The following is a 22,616-nucleotide window of genomic DNA, read 5'->3' as shown; positions in this document are numbered from 1 at the left end:
GAGAAAAAAACGGAATCAAGAGAACCTCCCTGTGCATAGTTTTCGGACTTTGTTGGAAGACTTGGGGACAATTTGCTTGAATACAGTGGAATGTACGATTAGGGAGGGAAGTTATCGTTTTTCTAAGATAACTCGACCGACCCAACTGCAACAAAAAGCGTTAGATTTATTGGGAGTTTCCCTGATTTGTACCCAGTAACGGGGCGGCGGAAATTCTTTTAATCCCTTCTACAGCACAGGTTATGGCTTTTTGTCAACGGGGAAGTCCAGGAATAAATCTAAAAACCTTGTTGGATAGGGTTTTTAGACTTGTTTTCCCTCAAAAAGTGCCGACCTTTGGAGTGATTGGGGGGAAAATTCAGGTAAGTACCTAAGCAAAATTAATTACACATTTCGATAAAGCTTTTGCCTCTTGCCTATTGCCTCTTGCCTGTCTTCACTAGGAAATTTATTTTGCATGACTACTTACTTTTTCCCTGAAAATTAGGTAATTGACCCCCTGAAAATGGGTAAAACCCCACACCCCACACCCCACACCCCACACCCTGCCCCCAGGAAAAGCTTTTTGCCGCAAACCCTACTTAGGGTTTTTTTCGGGGAATTCCTCGCAAGGCTAAAACATCATCGAGGGTGGAACAATAGTTTTTTAAACCAAAATCGGCAGCAGTATAGGTTTTAACGTGGGTGAAGTGGCGATAATTCATGGCAAAGCGGTCCCATGGTTCCATCTGCAAGTTAAAAACTTTGATAAAAAAGTTAGCAATGGTTAAAGATAAAGGAATGCGAAAATAGATTTTTTTGTTTAAATAAGTACAGATTTCCTCCACTGCTTGGTTAGCTGTTGTGCGTTGATTGCCTAGGACAATTTTGCTTTCTGGTGCGGGATTTTCGATTAAATAATTCACCACTTGAGCTATATCTTTGGCATGGATAAAATGAAAACTGCCATCAGCTTGAAACCAACGCACTAAACCGATATATTTCAACACATCCGGTAAACCCCCATAGATATGAGAATAGGGTTTATTTTCGTCACCACCTAAGACAAAAGTGGGGTATAAAGTGATAATTTTATTGGCAATTTCTAGGTGAGCAAATTTACTATAACAAATATATTTAGTGCGGATATAATTAGTTCCTATTTCCCCAGCTTCGGGCAAAGGTTGATTATTTTGATTGAGAATGCTGGCGGTAGAAAAGTAGAGGACTTTCTCGCAGATTTGAGCATCTAAATAACTAATTAATTCTAGGGTTTTTACCACATTAATCTGATAACTTTCCTCCTCTCCTCCCCAACTGGTAGCGATTAAAACCGCTATATTGATTGTTTTTAAAAGATCGGCATATACCCCAATATTTTCCATATCGCCTAAAAGTATATGAACATTTGATCGCCCTTGGTAAGTAAATTTTAACTTCTCTGGATTACGCACTAAAAAATATACTTCATAGTCGGGATTTTCCAGTAAAATCTCAGCGATATAATGCCCAATACAGCCACTCACACCCGTTAGAAATATTTTTTTCATTATTTTAATTGATCCGGCAGAATTTAGGGGACAGTTTGAAAGTAAAAAGTAAAAATGGTGTTGGGGTTTTAGGGTTTTAGGGTTTTAGGGTTTTAGTTGAATTCCCCCATTTCCCCATTCCCCCATTCCCCCATTTCCCCATCCCCTGTTCCCTGTTCCCTAGTCCTGATAACTAAATTGTTTAGCGGTTTCAAAGAAGAAACGCACGTTATCTTCAGGAGTTCCCACCAAAACACCATGACCTAAATTAAGAATATGACCTTGATTACCTGCTTTACGAATAGTATCAATAATCCGCTCGCGAATAAAAGACTGGGAACCGAATAAAACCCCCGGATCGATATTACCTTGAACCATCATCGATTTACCTAAACGCTGTCTCGCTTCGGCCAGATCCACGGTCCAATCGACGCTAATAATATCAACCCCCGATTTACCCATTCTTTCCAAAACGCCGGCGCTGCCACTAATGTAGAGAATTAACGGTGTATCGGGATGGGTTTCTTTCACCAAACGAACTACTTTTTGTTGATAGGGTAAGGCAAAAACATCGTAATCTTGGGGAGTTAATTGACCCGCCCAAGAGTCGAACATTTGTACCACTTGCGCCCCACAATCGATTTGATAACGGACATAGGTGGCAATCATATCCGCTAATTTATCTAAAAATTGGTGCAGTACCGAGGGTTCCGAAAAAGCCATCCCTTTAATCACAGAATAACTTTTAGAACCTTTCCCTTCCACTGCGTATGCTGCTAAAGTCCAAGGCGCTCCGACAAAACCGAGGACAGTGGATTTGTTTCCCACCTCTTGACGTAGGGTTTTTAAAATCGTTTTGATAAAAGGTAAAGACTGATCGGGATCGAGGGGATTAAGTTGGTCCACCTGCGCTTGAGTACGAATGGGAGAATCGATAATCGGCCCCTTACTTTCGATAATATCAAAGGGAATACCGATTCCCGCCAGGGGAGTGAGGATATCGGAGAACATGATCACCCCATCTGGTTGAAAAGCGCGCCAGGGTTGCAGGGAGATTTCGATTGCTAAATCGGCATTTTCCGATCTTTCCCGAAAACTGGGGTATTTATCCCGCAATTCCCGATAAATCTGCATATAACGTCCTGCTTGTCTCATCATCCACACGGGAGGACGGGGTAAGATTTCTCCTTTGGCAGCGCGTAATAAATAAGGTATTTCAGGGGAGTCAGTCATATCAGGATGATTATTCTATTGCCTTTTCTACGGTATCATCCCCCGTACAGCTAATTTTTCTAGTTTTTCCTTAAGAATTGTTAACGAAAATTATCTCCCTTTGCATTGAAACTGGGTACTGGAAATTGTAGTACAATCTTTTGGGTTGAGACAGGGTGTAGAGTGTAGGCTATAGGGATAAGTTGATAAAATCTATGGCGGATTCAAAAATTCAATCTTACCGAGATTTAAGAGTTTGGCAGGAGGCCGTAAATTTAGCTGAAAGTTGCTATCGTCTCACTAAAACTTTTCCCAAAGAAGAGCTTTATGGGATGACAACACAGATTCGCCGAGCTTCGGTGTCAATAGCAGCGAATATTGCCGAGGGGTATGGACGCAAAACCAGGGGAGAATACATCCAATTTTTGTACATAGCTCAAGGTTCTCTCAAAGAGTTGGAGACTCATTGGTTAATCTCTCAAAGAGTTGAACTAGCTTCCCCTCAGAGCGTCAATCCTATTCTTAATCAATGTGAATCAGTAGGCCGACTCCTGCTAACTTTGATTCGCGCTCTTGAAAATAAATAACCCCCACACCCTACACCCCACACCCCACACCCCACACCCTACACCCCACACCCCACACCCTACACCCCACACCCTACACCCCACTCCCCACCCTGGGATGAACTCGACGCAATCGTAAAGCATTCGTCACCACGGAAAGGGAACTTAAAGCCATGGCAGCACCGGCAATAATCGGATTGAGCAGAAAAGGATAGAGGACTCCGGCAGCGATGGGAATGGCAATCAGGTTATAAATAAAAGCAAAAAAGAGATTTTCTTTGATGTTTCGCATTGTTGCCCGACTTAACTCAATAGCAGTCACAATTCCCTGTAAATCTCCCGAAATTAAGGTTATATCGCTTGCAGCAATCGCTACATCGGTCCCCGTGCCAATGGCAATACCTAAGTCCGCTTGCGCCAATGCGATCGCATCATTGATGCCATCTCCAACCATGGCGACTATTTTCCCTTTTTTCTGCAAATATTCGATTTTTTCGGCTTTTTGTTGGGGACGGAGTGCGGCAAAAAAGCGCCGGATACCCAACTCGCTGGCGATCGCTTCTGCGGTTTCGAGGTTGTCCCCCGTCATCATCATCACCTCTAAGCCCATTTTTTTGAGCTTGGCGACCACTGAAGAAGAAAAAGGTTTTAAAACGTCGGAAATGGCGAGCAACCCCTCTAAATGCCCGTTAACCGCTATCCAAGCCACGGTTTTTTTCTGCCATTCCCAATCGTGGGCGACTTTTTTAAGAACTTTTGTTTCAACCCCTTGACGTTCTAACCATTGTTGTGTACCAATTTGCACTAAATCCGACCCGACTTTTCCCTGCACTCCTGCCCCAGTTATTGAGTCAAATTCGGTTACTTCTAGGGTTTTAATGGCGTTTAACCGCCCATATTTAACTATTGCTTCTCCTAACGGGTGTTCAGAATGATTCTCCACCGACACGACTAACTGCAGCAGCGATAATTCCCGTCCATCCCTCACCCCTTCGCGAGTCAAGAAGTCCGTCACCGTTGGTTTACCTTGGGTGAGAGTTCCGGTTTTATCTAGAACAATAGTAGTAATGCCCTGGGCTAATTCTAAACTTTCGGCATTTTTAATTAAAATTCCCTGTTTTGCTCCCTGTCCTGTTCCCACCATAATCGAGGTGGGTGTAGCTAATCCTAGCGCACAGGGACAGGCGATAATTAAGACTTCCACCATTGTAATCAAAGCGAGGGTGAGATTACCCGTGCGGAGAATCCAAAATAAGAAAGTTATTACAGCAATAATCATCACCACCGGCACAAAATAAGCAGTCACTCGATCGACTAATCTTTGTATAGGTGCTTTTGATGCTTGCGCGGTTTGCACTAATCGGACAATCTGAGCTAAAACCGTATCTTTTCCCACCCGTAACGCTTGCATTTGTAGGCTACCAGTTTTATTAATTGTCGCCCCGATTACCTGTTGATTGACGGTTTTTCGCACGGGTAAACTTTCCCCTGTCACCATCGATTCATCAATGCTAGAACTGCCTTGGATAATTATGCCATCGACGGGAATTTTTTCTCCCGGACGCACTAAAATTATATCTCCTACTTTTACCTCTTCGATCGGTAGATCTAGCGTCTGTTCTTCCCTAATCACCCTAGCAGTTTTTGCCTGTAATCTCATTAATTGTTTAATAGCGGCGGCTGTTTCTTTTCTGGCACGTTTTTCGAGGAAACGACCGAGTAAAATCAGAGTAATGACGATAGCTGATGCTTCGTAATAGACATGGGAATCAAACCCCTGTTTTTCGATAAAATCGCTCCCGAAGGTTGAAAACAAGGAATAAAAATAGGCGGCACTGGTTCCCAAAACTACTAAAGTGTCCATGGTGGCAGTGCGATTTTTAAAGGCTTTCCAAGCATTTTTATAAAAACTTTGACCACACCAAAATTGGACGGGAGTAGCGAGAATTAATTGGAATAAGGGAGCGTGTAACCAGTGGGGAATAAAAGATAGAGATAAACCCGTCATCATCGGCAAAGAACCGATAAAAAGTATAATGCTAATAACAATAGCGATCGATAGTTTGGTGAGAAGTTCTTTTTCTGGCCTGGATTCGAGATTAATTTCCGTTATCGGTGTAGCTTGGAAACCGGCATCCCTAACTTTTGCTTGAATAGTGTTAAGATCGGTACGCTTGGGATCATAGTCCACATCCACCTGTTCCATGCCAAAATTAACTTGACATCGAATCACTCCGGGGATAGATTTAATTATCCGTTCGATCGAATTAGCACAACCAGCGCAACTCATCCCGGCGAGTTTGAGAGTTTGATGGGTCATAATGTTAATAGCAGCGGAAGTCAGCAAGAAAATCCCCTGCAGCAGAGTTATATCTTTAGGATAAAATATTACCCCAGCTGCAGGGTCAAGAATCCTTTGTTAATTTTTCTGAATAGATATGAAGAAATGTCAAAAAGAGTGTCTGTATTTTCCTAACACACCCTTAGTTTTTATGGACAAATTTCAATTAGGGCTTGCTGAATAAATCTAAAAACCTTGTTGGGTAAGACTTTTAGACTTTTTGTCAATCAAAAAGTACCGGATATGCGAGTGATCGGGGGGAAAATTCCTGGACTTTTTCCCTGAAAATTAGGTAATTGACCCCCTCAAAATCGGTAAAACCCTACACCCCACACCCCACACCCCACACCCTGCCCCCAGGAAAAACTTTTTGCCGCAAACCCTAATTAACCCCACTCTGTTGCGTATCTTGACCCTGCAAAGCATCGGCAGCGGAAACACCATCACCCTGAAAACCAAAATACCATAAAGCAGCGGCAGCTTCAGCGCGATTTACCGGTCTTTTTGGCTGAAATAGGGTAGTAAAACCAAAAACTCGCCGAATATTAGCTTGTTCAGCATTTTGAAAATCGGCATAAAGAGCGCGCACCAGCTGCGGGTTAATTTTATTAGTATCCTGAAAACCCCAAGTATTTTTAATCGTATCAAGATTGGCGCTCGGTAAAGCTTTTCTGATATCTAATGGCACTTTCCACGCGATTAAATCTTCCCGGGTTAAAGGAGCATTGGGACGGAATAAAAGGGCGCTACTATCTCCCGTTAAAGGAGAGGGAATTAACCCCGCTTCCGCTAATCCTTGAATATAAATATAATCGGGATCGTTATTTTTAACATCACTAAAAGCTGGGGAACTATTGGGAGTAGCTAAACGGATTTGTTTACCCGCTACATTGGCATAAATGGCATTATTAGCCTGTAACAACCAGCGAGCAAATTCTCGGCGAGTTATGGTATTATTAGGGTTAAACTGATTGTTATTACCTGTTAATACTCCTAATCTAGCTAAGTCTTGAATGTGGCTTTTTAAGGGATTAGGTAAGGATTCGAGATCGTTAAAACTGGTGGGATTGAGATTGGGTAAGGGGGAAGAAATAGGGGAGGGACTAGGGGAAGCAATCGGGGTTCCCGTTGGACGATAATCGAGGCTATATTCCGTATTGGGAGAAGTGGCAGTTATGGTGATAGTTAATTCTAAATTATCTCGACGGGCTGTCAAGGTACTATTGACTCCTTCCCCAGAAAAGGGAGTGATAATTTCCCAATTATTATTAACTAATTCCTGTTGATAAAAAGCCTCGATCGCATTGCTGGGATCGTTGGATTGCCAACGGGTTTGTCCACCAGTATTATCAGGATTTGTCTGCACTGATAATAATTCTGATTGACTATATCGAGGAATTTCTGCGGGAAAATTTGCGGGTAATTGCTGGTTATTAGGAGAGTTTTCTGGTATGGGATTTGTTTGTAGATTAGGATCGGCAGCCAGACGATTTTCTAGGGCAGGATTGCCACTACAGGCTCCTAAAATACCCAGCAGGGTGATCATTGTACTGTAGCGAATAAACTTACTCACGGTCTTTACCAATATTGTTTCCTTAGCTTTATCCTAGCCTATTTACTCAGGTTTTTGACTAGGGAAAATTCGGTGCCACCATTGACGTAATTTCCCCAGCAGAAATCCTCCTAACCCTTTTGTGTATTTTTCAAATTTGTAGTAAAATAAAATGTCGATTATATCCTGAGTGGAAAGATACTTGAGATAGGATACTCCTTGATCGATACGCACATCACTATATTCTAAATAAACTTTGCGACTGAGGCGATCGGATAAATTCCATTTTGGTTGAAAATATTCTTGCATCCTCTGTTCATACGCGGCAAAACTACTCGATTTTCCCTGTAAATATTCTTCTATGTATTGACAGGCAATTTCCGCTCCTTTCATCGCGTGTCTAATTCCCTCTCCTCCTAAAGCATTGATAGTTGAAACTGCATCACCTATGGCGATAATATTTGGTTGTTTATAGTAAATATCTTGCAATCCACAGGAATATTCTACGATGGAACCGTGTTGATCTAGTAAATCGTAATTATCTAACTTCATGTAGTTTTTTATTATCTCGATAATATAACTTTTTAAAGGCTTAACTTCATCAATATAAGGATGTTCTCCCTCTAACCAAGCGGCTCCTATTTTTAATTGCTGATTATCCATAGGAAAAATCCAGCCATAACCTTTAGGACTCCATTTATGACCGAGAAAAAACACTAAATTATCTTGATATTTTTGATAATCTCCTTCTGGCACAGTAATTAAATATTCAATGCCCACTGCTTTTAGAAAATCAGGTTTTTCTCGTCTGTGTTTATACATAACTGCTCTAGCGTATCCCGTGGCATCAACCAATAAACGAGTAGTAACTGTCTCGATTTCCTCGCCTTTTGATTTCAAGAAAACAGTTAGCTGATCCTCCATCTGTTGATATTTCAGATAACGACAACCTAAACGAACTTCTCCCCCCCAACGCAGCACTTCTGCGGCTAAAAACTCTCGCAATTTGGCAAAATCAAAAACTACCCCTAAAGGTTGCGGTGATGACCAAAAATGATGTATGCTGGTGGAGATGATTTCGATATTTTTCCAAAACCTAGCCACCACGGTTTCGGGGAGATTGAATTGTTCTAAAATTTCTAGGGGAGAAGCGGCACTAGAAAAATTATTATCTTGCCAACTAGAATGTTGTTCCACCAAAAGAACACGATAACCTTTTTCACTTAATAATCTACCACAGTGACCTCCCGCCGGTCCGCCCCCAATAATTACGACATCATAATCCATGATTTACTCCCTCGCCTAATCTTGCTAACTTGCTTTTATTTTACCCTAAATCGCCCTCTGTTAAACCCCAAACTTATGAAGCTGTTGTGCATCTAAATTTGATACTCTTTTTAAACTGTTCCCCATTCCCTCATCAAAAGGCCGACTAGCTTATGACATTTTTCTTATTATTAGTTACTTTCCTATCGCTGATAATTTGGTTATATTTAATCTTAGCCAGGGGACAATTTTGGCTATCTAACCAAAAAATTAATCCTGTCACTTCTCCCTTAACAAATTATCCCAAAGTCTCGGCAATTATCCCCGCACGAAACGAAGCCGACGTTTTACCTATCAGTTTAGCTTCCCTCTTTAACCAAGATTATCAAGGGGAATTTTCGATTATTTTAATTGACGATCAAAGCAGTGATGGCACGGGAAAAGTTGCCCAAAAAATTGCCGATAAATATCATAAATCTGGACAAATAACTATTATTTCTGGACAGCCTTTAGAGATAGGATGGACGGGTAAATTATGGGCAATGAAACAGGGAATAAAAGAGGCTACCGAGAAATTCGCTCCCGATTATTTTCTCTTCACCGATGCTGATATTGCCCACGCACCGGATAATTTAACCCAATTAGTTACTAAAGCAGTACAGGAAAAACAAGCTTTAGTTTCCCTGATGGTGTTGCTACGCTGTGACAGTTTTTGGGAAAGATTTCTTATTCCTGCCTTTGTTTTTTTCTTCGAGAAACTCTATCCTTTTCCCCTAGTTAATAATCCTAATTCCCCGATAGCAGCCGCCGCTGGGGGTTGCATTTTAATTCGCCGAGATATCCTAGAAAAAATTGGCGGTATTGAGATTCTTAAACAAGCTTTAATTGATGATTGTTCCTTGGCGATTGCGGTTAAAAAATATCTGCAAAATTACCCAGAAAATAACGAGAGTTCCATCTGGTTAGGATTAACAGAAAGCACCTATAGTCTCCGTCCCTATCCTGATTTAGCAAGCATTTGGAATATGGTAGCCCGCACCGCCTTCACACAACTAAATTACTCAACACTTTGGTTAATCGGGACAATTTTCGGGATGTTTTTAACCTATTTAGCCGCCCCCTTGGGCTTAATCTGGGGATTGGTCTTAAAAGAAACATCAATTATTATAATTAGCACCGTCACTTTATTACTAATCGCCCTCTCCTATAGCCCGACTTTAAGACTATATAAATTATCCCCCCTGCGGGCTTTAACTTTACCCCTAATTGCCCTCTTTTATAGTTTAATGACCGTCGATTCTGCCCTGCGTTATTGGCGCGGTCAAGGGGGAGGTTGGAAAGGGCGAGTTTATCCTAATTAGGGTTTGCTGAATAATGGTAAAAAGCTTTTAAAATAGGGCTTTTGACCTGTTAAAATTGGAACCTTTAAAAACCCAGCATTATCCTTTTACAGTACAATAATTAGTAGTAGTAGGGTGCGCCCTTCGATAGCGTAACGCATCAAATAAATTAATGATAGATAAGAACTCTTGCAAATTAATTATATGTTATAATAAAGTTAAATTAATGATAGGTGTGGTGCGTTACGACGGATTGTTAGATTTAAGTTTAAGCAGAGATTGTCGCCGTCTAACGCACCCTACGTTTTACTTGCAACGCACCAAATAAATTAATGATAGGTGTGGTGCGTTACGACGGATTGTTAGATTTAAGTTTAAGCAGAGATTATCGCCGTCTAACGCACCCTACGTTTTACTTGCAACAAGGAAATAATTCATAATTTTAAGGAAGTCCCAGACAATAGAACGCCCCCCAGTAACGATAATCCTGAAAAGGCACTGCGTCGGGAGCAAATTCGTCGAGCCACTTGATCAATTCGCCGATTTTCTGATAATTGGCTTGAGCAGCATTGACGTTGGGATCCTTAGTTTGGCGCAGTTGTTGCCAAGTCTGATAAGCCTGCTTCAAATCGGCATCTAAACTGTCCCGCCAGTCTTTTTGGCAAGTCTCCCGCAACGCTTGGCGAGCCTGATGTAGAGCCGTTAAACGTTCCTCTCCGGCCCGCCGGGCGCGATGGTACTCCCGCGAAAACAGCGCCGTCGCTCGATCAGCCACCGCCCAATGGCTACTGATCACAGCACGAGCGCCCCCCAGCAGAAAGCCTGTACCCAAGCTGAGGGGTTCGTCCAGTAATTCCCGTCGCAGGTTTCCCTCTTCATCTCGGAAACCGGCAAAACTGAGACCAGTTTCACAACAGGAGAGAAACACTTCCGACAATTCGGGGAAACGCCACAGGGGACTAAGTAAATCCCGGAGGGTGACTTTTTGCTCTTCGGCTAGGACGAGGTGGGAGTTGAGGGGATCATCGGGGCGGCTGGTGGCGTGGTGGCTGGAGAGCAAAGCCTGCACTTGTTTCAGCAATTGCAGATAAGAGTCGGGGGTGACTGTGCGCCCCTGTAGCCGCCGTTGGCGAGGCACGTTCCAGGTTTGGGCGACCCACTCACACTCTAGGGGAGTATAGGGCAAATCCTCTGTGGTGTTTTCCACAATCCCCAGGGTGTCGGGAGTCGGTTGCGATCGCTCTTGGCACAGTCCGAGAATTTTCGTACTGGGGACAAACTGAAGGCGAAAGCGATCGCCCAGTAGTTGACCTTGGGCGGTGGGTAGAAGGTCGAAGGGAATTTGGTGCAGGAACAGGTGGGGAATCAGAATTAACTCAGTGATGCCCTGGAGGTGCTGTTGGATGAGGGTGTCGAATTGCAGGCGGGTTGCCAGTTCTTGCAGACGAGTGGCCATAGCTTGGTGCCACTCATCCCGACGCTGCTGGCGGGATTGGGGGGTCTTTGCTTGATTAATCGCAATGTAGGGGTTAACCCAGTTGTCGATCAGCCAGTTTTGCAAGTCGTTGGCGGACTCCGGGGGATTGGGAATAGTGTGGCAGTTGACCCCTTCCCCGCCATCCTGGGAGGGGCGACGCAGGACAAAGATGTGGGTATGGGTGGCGGTGGTGTAGAAGCTGAGGAGGGCGGTCTGGGGAGATGGAAGCAGCGCCGTTAGCTCATCGAGTCGGGGTTGGGGTTGGGGTTGCTGAAGTTGGGCGGTGATGGCATCAAAGCGGTAGAGAGCGTCCCAGGCTTGACGTTCAGCAGCTTCGGCGGCGTGGAGTTGTTTAGTGGCAACGATGGCGCGGGTGTTACCGATGGGGTAGGGTTGGGGTTTTTGGGTGAATCCGGGCTGGTCGAGGGGTTTTTGACGGAGTTGGGATTGGATCTGACGGCTATCCTTAACCTGCTGGTACCAGGCTTGGATCTCTGGGGGAACGCGCCCATCGGCGTAGAGGTCGCCCACAGCGATCAGGTCGGCGAGGCGTTTGGAGCGGGAACGTTCGACGGTTCGCAGCGCCAGGGAGAGGTCGCCTTGGTTAACGGCGGCTTGGATCAGGTTTTCATAAACGCCGATGGACTCGCGGACAATCTCTTGGCGAAGGGCTTCACTGGTTGCCCAGGCGCGGCTTTGTTCAACGGCTTCCACGGCGACGGTGTAGCCTTCTAAGGCAATGTCCCACCAACCCTGCCGGAAACCGAGATTGCCTAAGTTGCGCCCAGTTCTCAGGGTGTCAGCAGGTAAGAGAGCGGGGTTGAGAAAGGAAAGTGCTTCTCGATAATTGGCGATCGCCCGTTCTAGGTTGGCTACCGGCTCTTGACCCAGTTCGGCTTGGGTGTGGTAGGCTACGCCCAGATTAGTGAGGGTTTGGGCTAAATCCCTTTCTAATCCCGGTTGGCGTTCAGTTGCGGCGCAAACTTCGTATCCATAGACAGCAATGGCTAGGTTAATGCGTGGATTACCTTTAGGAAATTCATGAAAAGCATAAGCAAGACGATAGAGGAGTACCCCTAGTCCGTAAGTTTCCTCTGGACTGGCTTGTTCCTTGGTATCATTTCCCCAAGCACGGAGGAGGTTAACTAAGTTTTCATCTAAGAGATGGAGGTTATTGTCGAGCAGGGGATAAATTGCTTGGCGGTTTCCGCGACTTTCCTCGACAGTTTGCAGTAGGGTTTGTAAAAAACTGATGTAGAGGTTTTGGTTATCTCTTGGCGGGTCTAAAATTTGCTCTAACCGTTGCGCTATATTCAGCAACCATCTCCCGTTATTGCTGTCTCCTTGCTGTTCTAAGAAGTCTGCATACTGCTTCATCACAGCGACTAAGCCTGCATCAAGTAATTCCGCATTAGCTTGTAATAGCGCTGGTTCCTGACCATTTTCGCACTGGAGGAGCGCTTGGATTAGGGCTAAGTAAGCTTCTATTCTTGCTTCGTTCATGATTGTTTTTAGTTTTAGTAGGGTGCGTTAGCGATAGCGTAACGCACCAAATAAATTAATGATAGATGTGGTGCGTTACGACGGATTGTTAGATTTAAGTTTAAGCAGAAATTGTCGCCGTCTAACGCACCCTACATTTTACCATTTGGGGATGGGGAGTGAGTGCGATTATCTGTAGTGCGATCATGGATTTTAAGCTATAATCAAAGATGTTGATTTATCCCATGAAGTTTTTAGTAGGGTGCGCCCTTCGATAGCGTAACGCACCAAATAAATTAATGATAGATGTGGTGCGTTACGACGGATTGTTAGATGATTGAGTAGGGGCGAAGCATTCGGACAATAACCTATTACTGAAACCCTAGATTTCCTATCCGAATGCTTCGCCCGTACCCCGAATTTTTCTCTAGCAAACTCAATTGGGGATGGGGGGTGAGTGCGATCATAGATTTTAAGCTATAATCAAAGATGTTGATTTATCCCATGAAGTAACAATGTTATCCATTAATCTAGATCGAGAAACCGAGAACTATCTAGCAGACATCATTTCCGAAGAGAATATTAGCTCAGAAGAACTTCTGAAAAAACTCATTTACGAACATTGGCAAAGCTTAAAACCGCGTAAAACTTTATTACAACGCCGGGGAGGTCATCCTCAGCATCTTTTAGAAAATGCTCCACCTGATTTGTCATTGCGAGAAAACCGCAAAAAAGTAGTGGCAGAATATATCCAAAACCACCATCAGCAAGATCATTCATGACAAATTATCCCCCCAAAATTATTACAGATAGCAGTATTTTATTCGCCTATTACAGTTCCCAAGATATAGTTATTTCAACTAAGAATGAGACAAGACTCACCTATCTCACTATTATTGTCAGTAAGCACTCCCGCAGGGGCGAAGCATTCGGATAAGAAATCTACGGTTTCAGCGATAGGTTATTGCCCGAATGCTTCGCCCCTACAACCTTATTTGAAATGACTATATGTTACATTTGGGCGCAGGTTTCCCAGATGGCGAAAAGTGGGATATAATTACAAATGATAATAGTCAAAATTAAAAGGTAAGTATGCGCTATAAAGTAAGGTTACAAGAGAGCGAGGAAGGATATGCGATATGGTGTCCAAGTTTACCGGGGTGCTGGTCACAAGGGGAAACTAAAGAGGAAGCTTTAGAAAATATCAAGGATGCCATTCAACTCTACTTAGAGACAGTCGAAGAACTAAATAAAGATGACGAATCTCTTTATGTAGAAGTTGGATAATTATGCCAAAACTTCCAGGAATAAATCATTTAAGAGCAATTCAGGCCTTAGAAAAAGCAGGTTTTCAAGTCATTAGACAAGGTAAACATATTACGATGGCGAATGGGAAGCGTATTATTGTCATTCCTAGAGCCAATCCGGTTAATGCTTATACTATGGCTGGAATTGTTAACGATGCTGGATTGACCATTGAAGAATTTAAAAAGCTTTTATAGCTTTTCGACAATTATTTTAATGCTTTTCATAATTATTTTTTAAATAAATTTTCCCAATTCATCAAGCAAATCCATCGCCACCTCTAGCCAGTCCACCGCACCCACTGAAGACGGCTCAGGCGTTGCTTCCCTTACCCCTTCCGGACGCGAGACTAAGGGTTTAAAATTCTCATGATTCTCGCTGGCCTTCTCTTCTAAAAAGTCCCCTAATAGCGTCGGACGCTCATAGTCCTGCCGATAGTCCCAGACCCAGTTTAACACCGTGATTACCTCCGATCGCTGTTCCGCTGACCAGCCTTGTTTATCGATATACTGCGCCATGATTTGCTGACAGTTTTCCCACCGACGGTAAGCCTCCCACAGCGCCGATATAGGTTTCCTCATCGCCAAGGACACCGCGCCGCCTTCTGGGAAATCCTGACGCAGGTCCGAACTCAACAGAACCCCAGTTAACCAAGCTCCTCCTTCCCCTAACTCGACTAAAATATAGGCCAATGTTGCTGGATTTAGGTCAATATTGACCCTAACTTGGCTTAAATCTAACAGTTCTTCACCAGAGTCTTGAGGAATCAACACAGCTTCCAGTTTACCTAGCTTGGGTAGTACCACTTGAGCATTATCAGCCGCCGCAGCATCTACCTCTATCCCATGCTCTTCTAGATAATCTGTCAGCACCGCCGCCGCTAAGGTGTTCTGGCGAAATTCCCCAACGCTGGGATAGGGAACCCAAACAGAGTCGGCTAAATCTGTTTTAGGGTCTAAACCCGCAAGTTTAGCTAACTCAACCAGATCATCTGTATCTGCATTAGCAAGACGCAGGTACAGTTCTTCAACTTCTCGAATAAAATCTGCATCACTCATAACGTAATACCTGACGACTTAGATAGGGCTGGGTTTTATGCTTTAAAAATAACTTAGCTACTGCTAACTCAAATACGTTTAATTTGTGTCCAGAAATATCATCTTTAAATAAATTTTCTAAACCCGTAATCACAACCTGACGCATTTCATGAGTAAATGTCGCTTCAACGCTCCAGGGAACACCCGCAATTAACATTTTACCCAGGGAATCCGCTAATTCCCCAATCAAAACAGGCTCACCTGTCCTATTCTCGAACACCCACACAGGCTGATTATTTGCTCCCTTGTGACTAATTTGCGCTATTTTAAGCTGAAACTTATCTCCCCGGGACTCTTTCCGACGCTGTTCTCTAACTCCCTTTAAGTTTGCTTTCGATAAATCAGGAGTTATAGAGCCTTCTAGTTGAGACTTGTTTTCCTGTTCTCCTCCTAACTGACGTTCAATCTCCAACTCCCTTGCTAAAATCTTTTTCAACGCTTCATTTCTCAACTCAGAAGGCATTTGGCCATTCTCCAGTTTTAAGCGTAACTCTCCCCCCCGCAAACCAAACTTAACCCGTCCAAAGCGAAAATCAAGCCACTGCTCATTAAAATTAATCCGCACCGATAGGGCAAACGCCTCTGGTTCAGACTTGTTGAAACGGGAAAAAACACCCTTAGACTCAAGCGCAAGGGGTTCTCCCAAAATCTCCAAGTGCAGACATTCGGGACATTTATTATCATGTTCTGTCACCGCAATTGCCCTTGATTGCTTTGCCATCATCCTAGGCCTTTCAAACCCTTAACTGTAATAATTGTACTGTATGTGGGGTTTGCGGCAAAAAGTTTGTTGTTTTGATAATAAAGTCCCAAAACCATTTTTTAGCAAAGCTGCTACCGATATTCAGCCAGCCCTAATTAGTTAGAGCAAGCCTCAAGAATTCCTAGCCAATTAACTAAGGGGTTATCTTAATGCTTGCTGCTATCAGCTTAATTTTCTTCCTCCACTTCGGGGGTTGGTTGTGGTAAACGAGCGATAAAATCTTTCATTTTAGGATGATTAAACATTTTCTCCGTATCTTGCAGAAGACGTTTACCCCAGAGATTTTCCCCTAAAAATTCCAGACTTACATAACGACTATCGCTAGTGAGAGCGGCCTGAGCTAATTTGATGCCCTCCTCAGTTTTCCCTTGACTATAAATAGCCACCGCAATAGCTAACTGAGGTTCCGGCTGTTTAGGATCGATTTTCAAAGCGGCCCGCCAATCTTTAAGAGCGGCTTCCTTATCACCCTGTTCGTATTTAACTAAACCAATATTATTAATAGCGGGCCAAAAATTTTTATCTTGATTAACAGCCTTTTCGTAAGCTGCGATCGCTTGGGGATATTGTGCTAACTTGAGATAGGAATTACCGAGATCAAAAAGAGCGGGGGAGATATCGGGTTTAATTTGCAAACCCGCTTCAATCTGGGCAATAGCAGACTTGTAATCCTGATTCTGAAAATAGGCACTACCGAGGGAAAATTTAATATTAGCGTGGGCATCGGCGGGAGCAATGGACAAAGATTGATTTAATGCCTCGATACCGAGTTGCACCTGATCGTCTTGCAGATATAAACTACCGAGAATAAACCAAGTTTGATAGAGATGGGGGGCTAACTGCACCGCTAACTTAGCCCGTCCGAGGGCCGCATCGGTACGGCGAAAACGAGCTAATTGGATGGCATCTTCGGCGATTTCAATTCCCGCTTGTTCCATCTGTTCTAACTCCGGTTCGATGGCGTAGGGGAGTAGCGCTTGGGAAAAAGCCGGCGGGCTGCCAGCGACGAAAAAAATGAGCAAAGAAATGATTAATCTAAGTTTTGGCACAGTTTACCCCCGCGATAGGCCTTTTTTAATCAGTCTATCTCGCTTGGGAGTTGTTGGCTAAAGAAACAACAAAGGCAGCTCTAGAGACGTTAGTATATAACCAATTAACTTTTGGCTGATCGATGGCAATAACCGTGTTGGGAAAATCAAATCGCCCCCTATTTTGGATATTCGGACTCATGGCTAGTGGTTTTCTGGCGGTGGGAGTGGTTTCTTATCGCTTGCTGCAAACACCTCCTCCTAGCCTAGAATTGGCGAAAATGACCGTTCCTGCTCAACGGGAAACCCTCGCTGTGGAAATTAAAGCTAGTGGTAGGGTGGAACCAATCCAAAGTGTCAACATTAGCCCGAAAAACCCCGGCCGATTAGTGCGATTATTGGTGGATCAGGGCATGATTGTTAAAAAGGGACAAACCCTCGCCGTCATGGATAATTTAGAGGTGTATGCCCGAGGAATGCAGTCAGAAGCGCATCTGCGGGAAGCTCTAGCCAGTCTGGAACAGGCTAAACGCAGTATTCCCGAAGATATCCGGCAATTACAAGCCCGATTTTATCAGGCCCAGGCCAGTTATAAGCAATTAGAAGCCCGTTTAGCTCAGGCCAAAGAAAGAATTCCGAAAGATTTAGACCAACTGCAAGCTCAGGTACAAGCAGCCCAATCCCGTTTTCGACTAGCAGAAAATCGGGTTAAACGCAATGAAAATTTAGTCCGGGAAGGGGCGATCGCTCAAGACCAATTTGATGCCGTCCTCAATGAATATCTCAACGCTAAAGCCAATTTAGACGAATCGATCCGCCGTTTGGAACAAGCGGATAAAACCGCTTCCCCAGAAGTGGCCGGAATTGAGCAGGAAATGATAGGAGCAGCGGCAGCGATCGCAGAAGCGAAATTTGCCCTCGAACAACGCCAAAAAACCCAAGAAACCGAGCTTGCTCGACTAGAATCATCTGTAGCGGCCGCCAGGGCCGATTTAGAGCAAATCAAGATTCAATACCGCGATACAGTCATTACTGCTCCCTTTGATGGCATCGTCACCCAAAAATACGCCACCGAGGGTTCTTTTGTCACTCCCACCACTTCGGCCTCCAGTACCGCTTCCGCCACTTCCACCTCGATTATCGCCCTGGCATCGGGATTGGAAGTGATTGCTAAAGTGCCGGAAGTAGATGTGGGTTTATTGCAGCGCGGCCAACCAGTGCGAATTGTCGCCGATGCTTTTCCTGAAGAAGTCTTTGAAGGTCGAGTTATTCTCGTGGCTCCTGAAGCAATTATCGAGGATAATGTTACTTCTTTTGAAGTGAGAATCGGTTTGGTGACGGGACGGGACAAACTCAAATCGAAAATGAATGTGGATGTAACTTTTGTCGGCCAGCAGTTAGATAATGCCCTCGTCGTGCCGACTGTCGCCATTGTCACCCGGGAAGGCAAGTCAGGGGTTTTAGTTCCCGATGCCGAAAATAAACCCAGTTTTCAACCCGTTTCGATCGGTTTGGTCTTAGACGATAAAACCCAAATTTTATCAGGTTTGGAAGCTGGAGAAAAGGTCTTTATCGATCTCCCCGAAGGAGCCGAAGATACCTCGAAAACTAATCAAAAATAATCAAAAATCTCAATAATTTTTCTTAACAAATATCTCCAAATTGTCTTTTTTATGATCGGGCAGGAGTCAGGATTCAGGAGACAGGATTCAGGAGACAGGATTCAGGAGACAGGATTCAGGGACAGGAGATTATTTTATTTATTCTCCCCACACCCCACACCCCACACCCCACACCCCACTGATAACTGATATGTTTATCATCGAAAGTTTAAAAATGGCCGTCTCCACCCTAGGGGCCAATAAAGTGCGAAGCGGCCTGACCATGTTAGGAATTATCATCGGTAACGCTTCAGTAGTGGCCATGATCGGTATTGGCCAAGGGGCGCAAACCTTAGCCAATGACCAGTTTGCTAACTTGGGACCCAATACCATTTTTGTGGTGCCGGGGTCGCGACAAGCACGCAATACCACCGTTAATTTACCGAAAACCTTGGTTTTAGCCGATGCTCAGGCGATCGCCGAACAGGTTCCCACCGTCGCTGAAGTCGCCCCGGAAATAAACGCTCGTTTCCTGATTTCCCATCGTAATCGCAACATGACGGCTCTAGTCACGGGAAGCACCCCAGAATACGCTTCTGTCCGCAATTTTACCCTAGAAAAAGGTCGTTTTATCAATAATATCGATCTAGCCCGCAACAAACGGGTAACAGTGATCGGCACTGAAGTGGCAGCGCAACTTTTTCCCACCCAAAATCCCCTTGGTCAACAGCTGCGGATCAAAAATCTCAGTTTTGAGGTGATCGGGATTTTAGAGGCGAAAGGCTCCTTTTTTGGCAATAATCAGGATGAAATGCTGATTATTCCCCTTAGCACCATGAACTCGCAACTGGTGGGCAAAACCGGACCCTACGGTGTCGAGTTGAGTTGGATTAGTCTCACCGCGCGATCGGGGGAGGAAATCCGCGCCGCTAAGTTCCAAATCCAGAATCTCCTGCGTTTACGCCATAAAATCGTCGCTGAGGATGATTTTCGCGTCGAAACTGCTAAACAGATGATCGAAATCTTCGGCACGATTACCCAGGGTCTCACCCTACTTTTGGCTTTAATCGCCGGTATTTCCCTGATTGTCGGTGGTATCGGGGTAATGAATATTATGCTCGTTTCGGTTTCGGAAAGAACCGGGGAAATCGGACTAAGAAAAGCGATCGGAGCCAGAGAACAGGATATTCTCTTACAATTTCTGATTGAATCAACTCTCGTTTCCATCGCCGGCGGTGCGCTTGGTATTCTCGTCGGTGCAGGAGCGATCGTTCTCGTCTCCAGTTTCTCTCCCCTGGCCGCCACTGTTTCCGCCACCGCCGTCGCCCTGTCTTTGAGCGTTTCCACGGGTATTGGTCTCTTTTTCGGCGTTTTTCCCGCCTATCGTGCCTCTAAATTGGAGCCGATTGTCGCCCTCAGAAGTGTCTAATTTTTTAAGGTTTTTCGGGGACGTTTTTGGCAAGGATTGCTTTTATGGCTAGTTTGGGGTCTAATGTGTGGGACGAATTTTATAATCCCGATAACGACGATAATCATTGAGAATGCGATCGTGATCAAAGCATAAAGGTTGGGGGAATTCCCAGAGATGAAAAATCCCGACTTTTTTGGCATCATCGGCAGCGATCGGTTGGCCTTTTGCCGTGGCGATAAAAACGATACTAATGGTGTGTTGACGTGGATCGCGGTTAGGATCGGAATAGACGTGAAATTGCTCGATTAACTGCACCTGCAAGCTGATTTCCTCGTAAGCTTCCCGAATTGCCGCCGTTTCCACTGATTCACCGTAGTCCACGAATCCCCCCGGAATTGCCCAGCCAAAGGGCGGATTTTTTCTCTCAATTAGTACGATCGGACGGTGGGGCGAGTCGATCAGTTCGATGATAATATCAACAGTGGGGGCAGGATTGCGATAGTTTGTCATTTTTTTCAGTTATCAGTGAACAGTTATCAGTAATCGGTGAATAATTTCATTTAAGACTCATAACCTTGAAATCGAATCATTTCTAACCAGTCACTGATCAGGGATCACTAATAAGGAGGGGAATAAAAGTTGTTAGAAAATGCCAAGAAAATTACGGTTATAGGTGGGGGAATTTGGGGACAAACTCTCGCTAATTTGGCTAGACTTAATCACTTAGCTGTTAGGGTTTGGTCGCGTCATACTGGGGAAGATTTAGGGGCTATTATAGCAGATACTGAGGTAATTATTTCAGCAGTTTCGATTAAAGGAGTTGTTCCAACGATCGAAAAATTACAGCAATTACAATTAAATTCTCGCATAATTATCGTCACCGCTACTAAAGGATTAGAGCCAATCACCACTCGTACCCCTTTTCATCTGTGGAATCAAGCTTTTCCCGCTAATCCCCTTGTGGTTCTTTCCGGTCCCAATTTAGCTAAAGAAATTAATCAAGGTTTACCCGCTGCGACGGTGGTAGCAAGTTATCTGCAAAAAGCAGCAATATTGTTACAAAAATTATTATCTGGGGAATCTTTTCGGGTTTATCTTAATAGCGATCCCTTGGGGACTGAGTTAGGTGGCACTCTCAAAAATGTCATGGCGATCGCTTCTGGGGTTTGCGATGGTTTACAGTTAGGTACTAATGCCAAATCTGCCCTGTTAACTCGCGCTTTACCAGAAATAGTTCGGGTGGGAACTTGTCTAGGAGGTTGTCAAGAAACTTTCTTCGGTTTATCGGGTTTAGGGGATTTATTAGCCACCTGTAATAGTCCTTTATCTCGCAATTATCAAGTGGGTTATCAATTAGCTTTAGGTTTATCTTTGCCTGAGATTTTAGGGAAGTTAGAGGGAACTGCCGAGGGAATAAATACCACAGAAGTTTTGATGAGAATTGCCCAAGAAAAAAATTTATATGTACCGATTACCTGCCAAGTTGAGCGTCTTTTGCGCGGGGAAATTTCTCCCCAAGTTGCCGTTTATGAATTAATGCGTCGGGATTTAAAATCAGAATTTGATTAAGAGACAAGAGATTTTTCAGTGATCAGTAATCAGTTAGTCAGAGCTTTCTTAACAAAAAGAGAAGAAACTTAAAAAAAGGGTAACCGATTGATAGGTATAGTTTTGAAAGAAGGAATCAAGGTGGAGGTAAGCAAAAAATGGAGAAATGGGCAGCCCAAGAATTACAGTATGCAGACCTAGGGGACACGAGAAGAAAGAAAAGGTTAATCAGTATCGTGGAAAACTTGGCTAGGCAACCTAGTACAAGTGTGTCATAAGCCTCGGCAAATCTAGCCGCCGCAAGTGCCACATCTGATTTTGGGAATTCACCCTATTTTCAACCTTCAGCGGTGAGAATGATTGCTTCTCTTGGGGGTTTTTTAGGTAGAAAAGGCGACGGTGAACCTAGTGTTAAAACTATTTGGTTAGGACTGGGAAGGTTAGATGATATCAGCCAGACTTGGAAACTATCTGATCAAATTAGTTCCCCCATAGAACCCCCTTGAGCAATCTTGCACACTTTTCTCTTTTTGTCAAATTTTATGTTAAGAAAGATGCGACTAATGGATAGGAGGGCCACGAATAAAGAAAAATGGTATTAATAGGGAGCTAACTGCGAAATTAGCCTACAAAACCTGAAAAAATCTCCCACAAACATGGCGAGGACAAGCATGAATACAATTAGTAATTTTTTAGCTAGTGCTATTGTCGGCGGCTGGATTATGACCATGGCAGTTTTTGCTATTCAAAATATCCAACCAGTTTCTTTAAAGTTTCTACAATTTGAGTCAATTAAAGTACCTATCGGTGTTTTATTGGCTTTTTCTTTGGGAATTGGATTTTTTATGGCCGCATTTATCCCCGCTTTTTTGAGAAAGTCGAAAAAATCTCCTCGCAGTCGCTTTCCTCCCCCACAACCAGGGTTAGACGAGTTTGATTTTTAGATAGGGTTTGCGGCAAAAAGTTTGTTGGTGGGGTTAGTGGGACTTAAACGCCAAATAAAGATCAAATCGAGTATAATCGTTAAAGAGTAAGCACTTTACGTTGAAAAATCGGCGATGAAAGAGACAACCCCAGCCGCGATGCCCCCATGCTTTGACCGATGGTGTCGGCGGTTTG

General features: G+C 44.0%; 22 protein-coding genes and 3 pseudogenes. 14 read left to right on the top strand and 11 right to left on the bottom strand.

The annotated features are described in order from the left end of the window. Positions 1-199 (top strand): annotated as a pseudogene (locus tag O9300_RS07575) (IS1634 family transposase); the annotation flags it as partial. Between the two features lie 382 nt (positions 200-581). Here the strand turns inward: O9300_RS07575 and O9300_RS07570 are convergent. Then, a complete protein-coding gene (locus O9300_RS07570) occupies positions 582-1,529 on the bottom strand; it encodes an NAD-dependent epimerase/dehydratase family protein (RefSeq protein ID WP_287971044.1) in 948 nt (315 codons plus the stop codon). Between the two features lie 159 nt (positions 1,530-1,688). After that, a complete protein-coding gene (hemE, locus tag O9300_RS07565) occupies positions 1,689-2,741 on the bottom strand; it encodes a uroporphyrinogen decarboxylase (protein ID WP_069474777.1) in 1,053 nt (350 codons plus the stop codon). A 194-nt stretch (positions 2,742-2,935) separates the two neighbouring features. Here hemE and O9300_RS07560 point away from each other — a divergent pair, with 194 nt between their 5' ends. Next, on the top strand, positions 2,936-3,307 hold the full coding sequence (locus tag O9300_RS07560; RefSeq protein WP_002784626.1) for a four helix bundle protein: 372 nt from the start codon (positions 2,936-2,938) through the stop codon (positions 3,305-3,307). After that, positions 3,294-3,425 carry a hypothetical protein gene (locus O9300_RS07555; protein WP_287971042.1) on the top strand — a complete coding sequence of 44 codons (132 nt, stop codon included), beginning with the start codon at positions 3,294-3,296 and terminating at the stop codon, positions 3,423-3,425. Before O9300_RS07560 ends, O9300_RS07555 begins: the two co-directional genes overlap by 14 nt. On the opposite strand, the gene O9300_RS07550 is transcribed toward O9300_RS07555, so the two are convergent. From O9300_RS07550 to O9300_RS07540, 3 genes are all read right to left on the bottom strand, one after another. Beyond that, positions 3,381-5,606 carry a heavy metal translocating P-type ATPase gene (locus O9300_RS07550; protein ID WP_287971040.1) on the bottom strand — a complete coding sequence of 742 codons (2,226 nt, stop codon included), beginning with the start codon at positions 5,604-5,606 and terminating at the stop codon, positions 3,381-3,383. The genes O9300_RS07555 and O9300_RS07550 overlap by 45 nt on opposite strands. Before the next feature lie 403 nt (positions 5,607-6,009). Further along, positions 6,010-7,212, bottom strand: coding sequence for an S-layer homology domain-containing protein (locus O9300_RS07545; protein ID WP_287971039.1), 1,203 nt, complete (start codon positions 7,210-7,212; stop codon positions 6,010-6,012). Positions 7,213-7,242: 30 nt separating this feature from the next. Continuing rightward, complete coding sequence (locus tag O9300_RS07540; protein ID WP_287971037.1) at positions 7,243-8,466, bottom strand: NAD(P)/FAD-dependent oxidoreductase; 1,224 nt, start codon at positions 8,464-8,466, stop codon at positions 7,243-7,245. Positions 8,467-8,618: 152 nt separating this feature from the next. Between O9300_RS07540 and O9300_RS07535 the strand changes: the two genes are divergently transcribed. Beyond that, a complete protein-coding gene (locus tag O9300_RS07535; protein WP_287971034.1) occupies positions 8,619-9,806 on the top strand; it encodes a glycosyltransferase in 1,188 nt (395 codons plus the stop codon). Positions 9,807-10,227: 421 nt separating this feature from the next. On the opposite strand, the gene O9300_RS07530 is transcribed toward O9300_RS07535, so the two are convergent. After that, a complete protein-coding gene (locus tag O9300_RS07530) occupies positions 10,228-11,976 on the bottom strand; it encodes a CHAT domain-containing protein (RefSeq protein ID WP_502846390.1) in 1,749 nt (582 codons plus the stop codon). 1,283 nt (positions 11,977-13,259) lie between these two features. Between O9300_RS07530 and O9300_RS07525 the strand changes: the two genes are divergently transcribed. The 3 genes from O9300_RS07525 (at position 13,260) to O9300_RS07515 (ending at position 14,246) form a co-directional block, all read left to right on the top strand. Next, entirely contained in the window at positions 13,260-13,526 is a 267-nt protein-coding gene (locus O9300_RS07525; RefSeq protein WP_046661765.1) for a hypothetical protein, read from the top strand. 310 nt (positions 13,527-13,836) lie between these two features. Beyond that, positions 13,837-14,031: a type II toxin-antitoxin system HicB family antitoxin gene (locus O9300_RS07520; RefSeq protein WP_002784633.1), complete on the top strand. Its 195-nt coding sequence runs from the start codon at positions 13,837-13,839 to the stop codon at positions 14,029-14,031. A gap of 2 nt (positions 14,032-14,033) precedes the next feature. Then, positions 14,034-14,246, top strand: coding sequence for a type II toxin-antitoxin system HicA family toxin (locus O9300_RS07515; protein ID WP_004268323.1), 213 nt, complete (start codon positions 14,034-14,036; stop codon positions 14,244-14,246). A gap of 39 nt (positions 14,247-14,285) precedes the next feature. Here O9300_RS07515 and O9300_RS07510 read toward each other — a convergent pair whose 3' ends face one another. The 4 genes from O9300_RS07510 to O9300_RS07495 all read right to left on the bottom strand — a co-directional run bounded on the left by O9300_RS07510 (position 14,286) and on the right by O9300_RS07495 (position 17,139). Beyond that, the gene (locus O9300_RS07510) at positions 14,286-15,107 is read right to left on the bottom strand and encodes a hypothetical protein (protein ID WP_287971029.1); all 822 of its coding nucleotides are present in this window, start codon (positions 15,105-15,107) and stop codon (positions 14,286-14,288) included. Next, positions 15,100-15,867, bottom strand: a complete 768-nt coding sequence (locus O9300_RS07505) for a hypothetical protein (RefSeq protein ID WP_287971027.1) — start codon at positions 15,865-15,867, stop codon at positions 15,100-15,102. Before O9300_RS07505 ends, O9300_RS07510 begins: the two co-directional genes overlap by 8 nt. Positions 15,868-16,076: 209 nt before the next feature. Further along, positions 16,077-16,958: a tetratricopeptide repeat protein gene (locus O9300_RS07500; protein WP_287971024.1), complete on the bottom strand. Its 882-nt coding sequence runs from the start codon at positions 16,956-16,958 to the stop codon at positions 16,077-16,079. Positions 16,959-16,992: 34 nt separating this feature from the next. Then, complete coding sequence (locus O9300_RS07495) at positions 16,993-17,139, bottom strand: hypothetical protein (RefSeq protein WP_172456657.1); 147 nt, start codon at positions 17,137-17,139, stop codon at positions 16,993-16,995. Between O9300_RS07495 and O9300_RS07490 the strand changes: the two genes are divergently transcribed. The 3 genes from O9300_RS07490 to O9300_RS07480 are packed head-to-tail and all read left to right on the top strand — an operon-like array spanning position 17,081 to position 19,967. After that, on the top strand, positions 17,081-18,559 hold the full coding sequence (locus O9300_RS07490; protein WP_287971022.1) for an efflux RND transporter periplasmic adaptor subunit: 1,479 nt from the start codon (positions 17,081-17,083) through the stop codon (positions 18,557-18,559). The two genes, O9300_RS07495 and O9300_RS07490, sit on opposite strands and share 59 nt — an antisense overlap. Before the next feature lie 51 nt (positions 18,560-18,610). Then, entirely contained in the window at positions 18,611-18,748 is a 138-nt protein-coding gene (locus O9300_RS07485) for a hypothetical protein (protein WP_287971020.1), read from the top strand. A 1-nt stretch (position 18,749) separates the two neighbouring features. Further along, complete coding sequence (locus O9300_RS07480; RefSeq protein WP_287971018.1) at positions 18,750-19,967, top strand: ABC transporter permease; 1,218 nt, start codon at positions 18,750-18,752, stop codon at positions 19,965-19,967. Between the two features lie 60 nt (positions 19,968-20,027). Here the strand turns inward: O9300_RS07480 and O9300_RS07475 are convergent, their stop codons facing one another. After that, positions 20,028-20,459 (bottom strand): NUDIX domain-containing protein, encoded by a 432-nt coding sequence (locus O9300_RS07475; protein ID WP_002799564.1) that lies wholly within the window; start codon positions 20,457-20,459, stop codon positions 20,028-20,030. A gap of 129 nt (positions 20,460-20,588) precedes the next feature. On the opposite strand from O9300_RS07475, the gene O9300_RS07470 reads away from it, so the two are divergent. The 4 genes and pseudogenes from O9300_RS07470 to O9300_RS07455 all read left to right on the top strand — a co-directional run bounded on the left by O9300_RS07470 (position 20,589) and on the right by O9300_RS07455 (position 22,441). Continuing rightward, entirely contained in the window at positions 20,589-21,518 is a 930-nt protein-coding gene (locus O9300_RS07470) for an NAD(P)H-dependent glycerol-3-phosphate dehydrogenase (protein ID WP_287971016.1), read from the top strand. A 137-nt stretch (positions 21,519-21,655) separates the two neighbouring features. Continuing rightward, positions 21,656-21,850, top strand: a pseudogene (locus tag O9300_RS19660) (IS4/Tn5 family transposase DNA-binding protein); the annotation flags it as partial. Next, a pseudogene (locus O9300_RS07460) lies at positions 21,848-22,003 on the top strand (IS4 family transposase); the annotation flags it as partial. The pseudogenes O9300_RS19660 and O9300_RS07460, both read left to right, overlap by 3 nt. A gap of 165 nt (positions 22,004-22,168) precedes the next feature. Then, positions 22,169-22,441 carry a lipopolysaccharide assembly protein LapA domain-containing protein gene (locus O9300_RS07455; protein WP_002788612.1) on the top strand — a complete coding sequence of 91 codons (273 nt, stop codon included), beginning with the start codon at positions 22,169-22,171 and terminating at the stop codon, positions 22,439-22,441. Positions 22,442-22,616: the final 175 nt, after the last annotated feature.

It is taken from the genome of Microcystis sp. LE19-195.1E (assembly GCF_027532095.1).
Lineage (GTDB): Bacteria > Cyanobacteriota > Cyanobacteriia > Cyanobacteriales > Microcystaceae > Microcystis > Microcystis aeruginosa.
The sequence above is the reverse complement of the archived record's forward strand: the minus strand, read 5'-3'. Positions and strand labels throughout refer to the sequence as shown.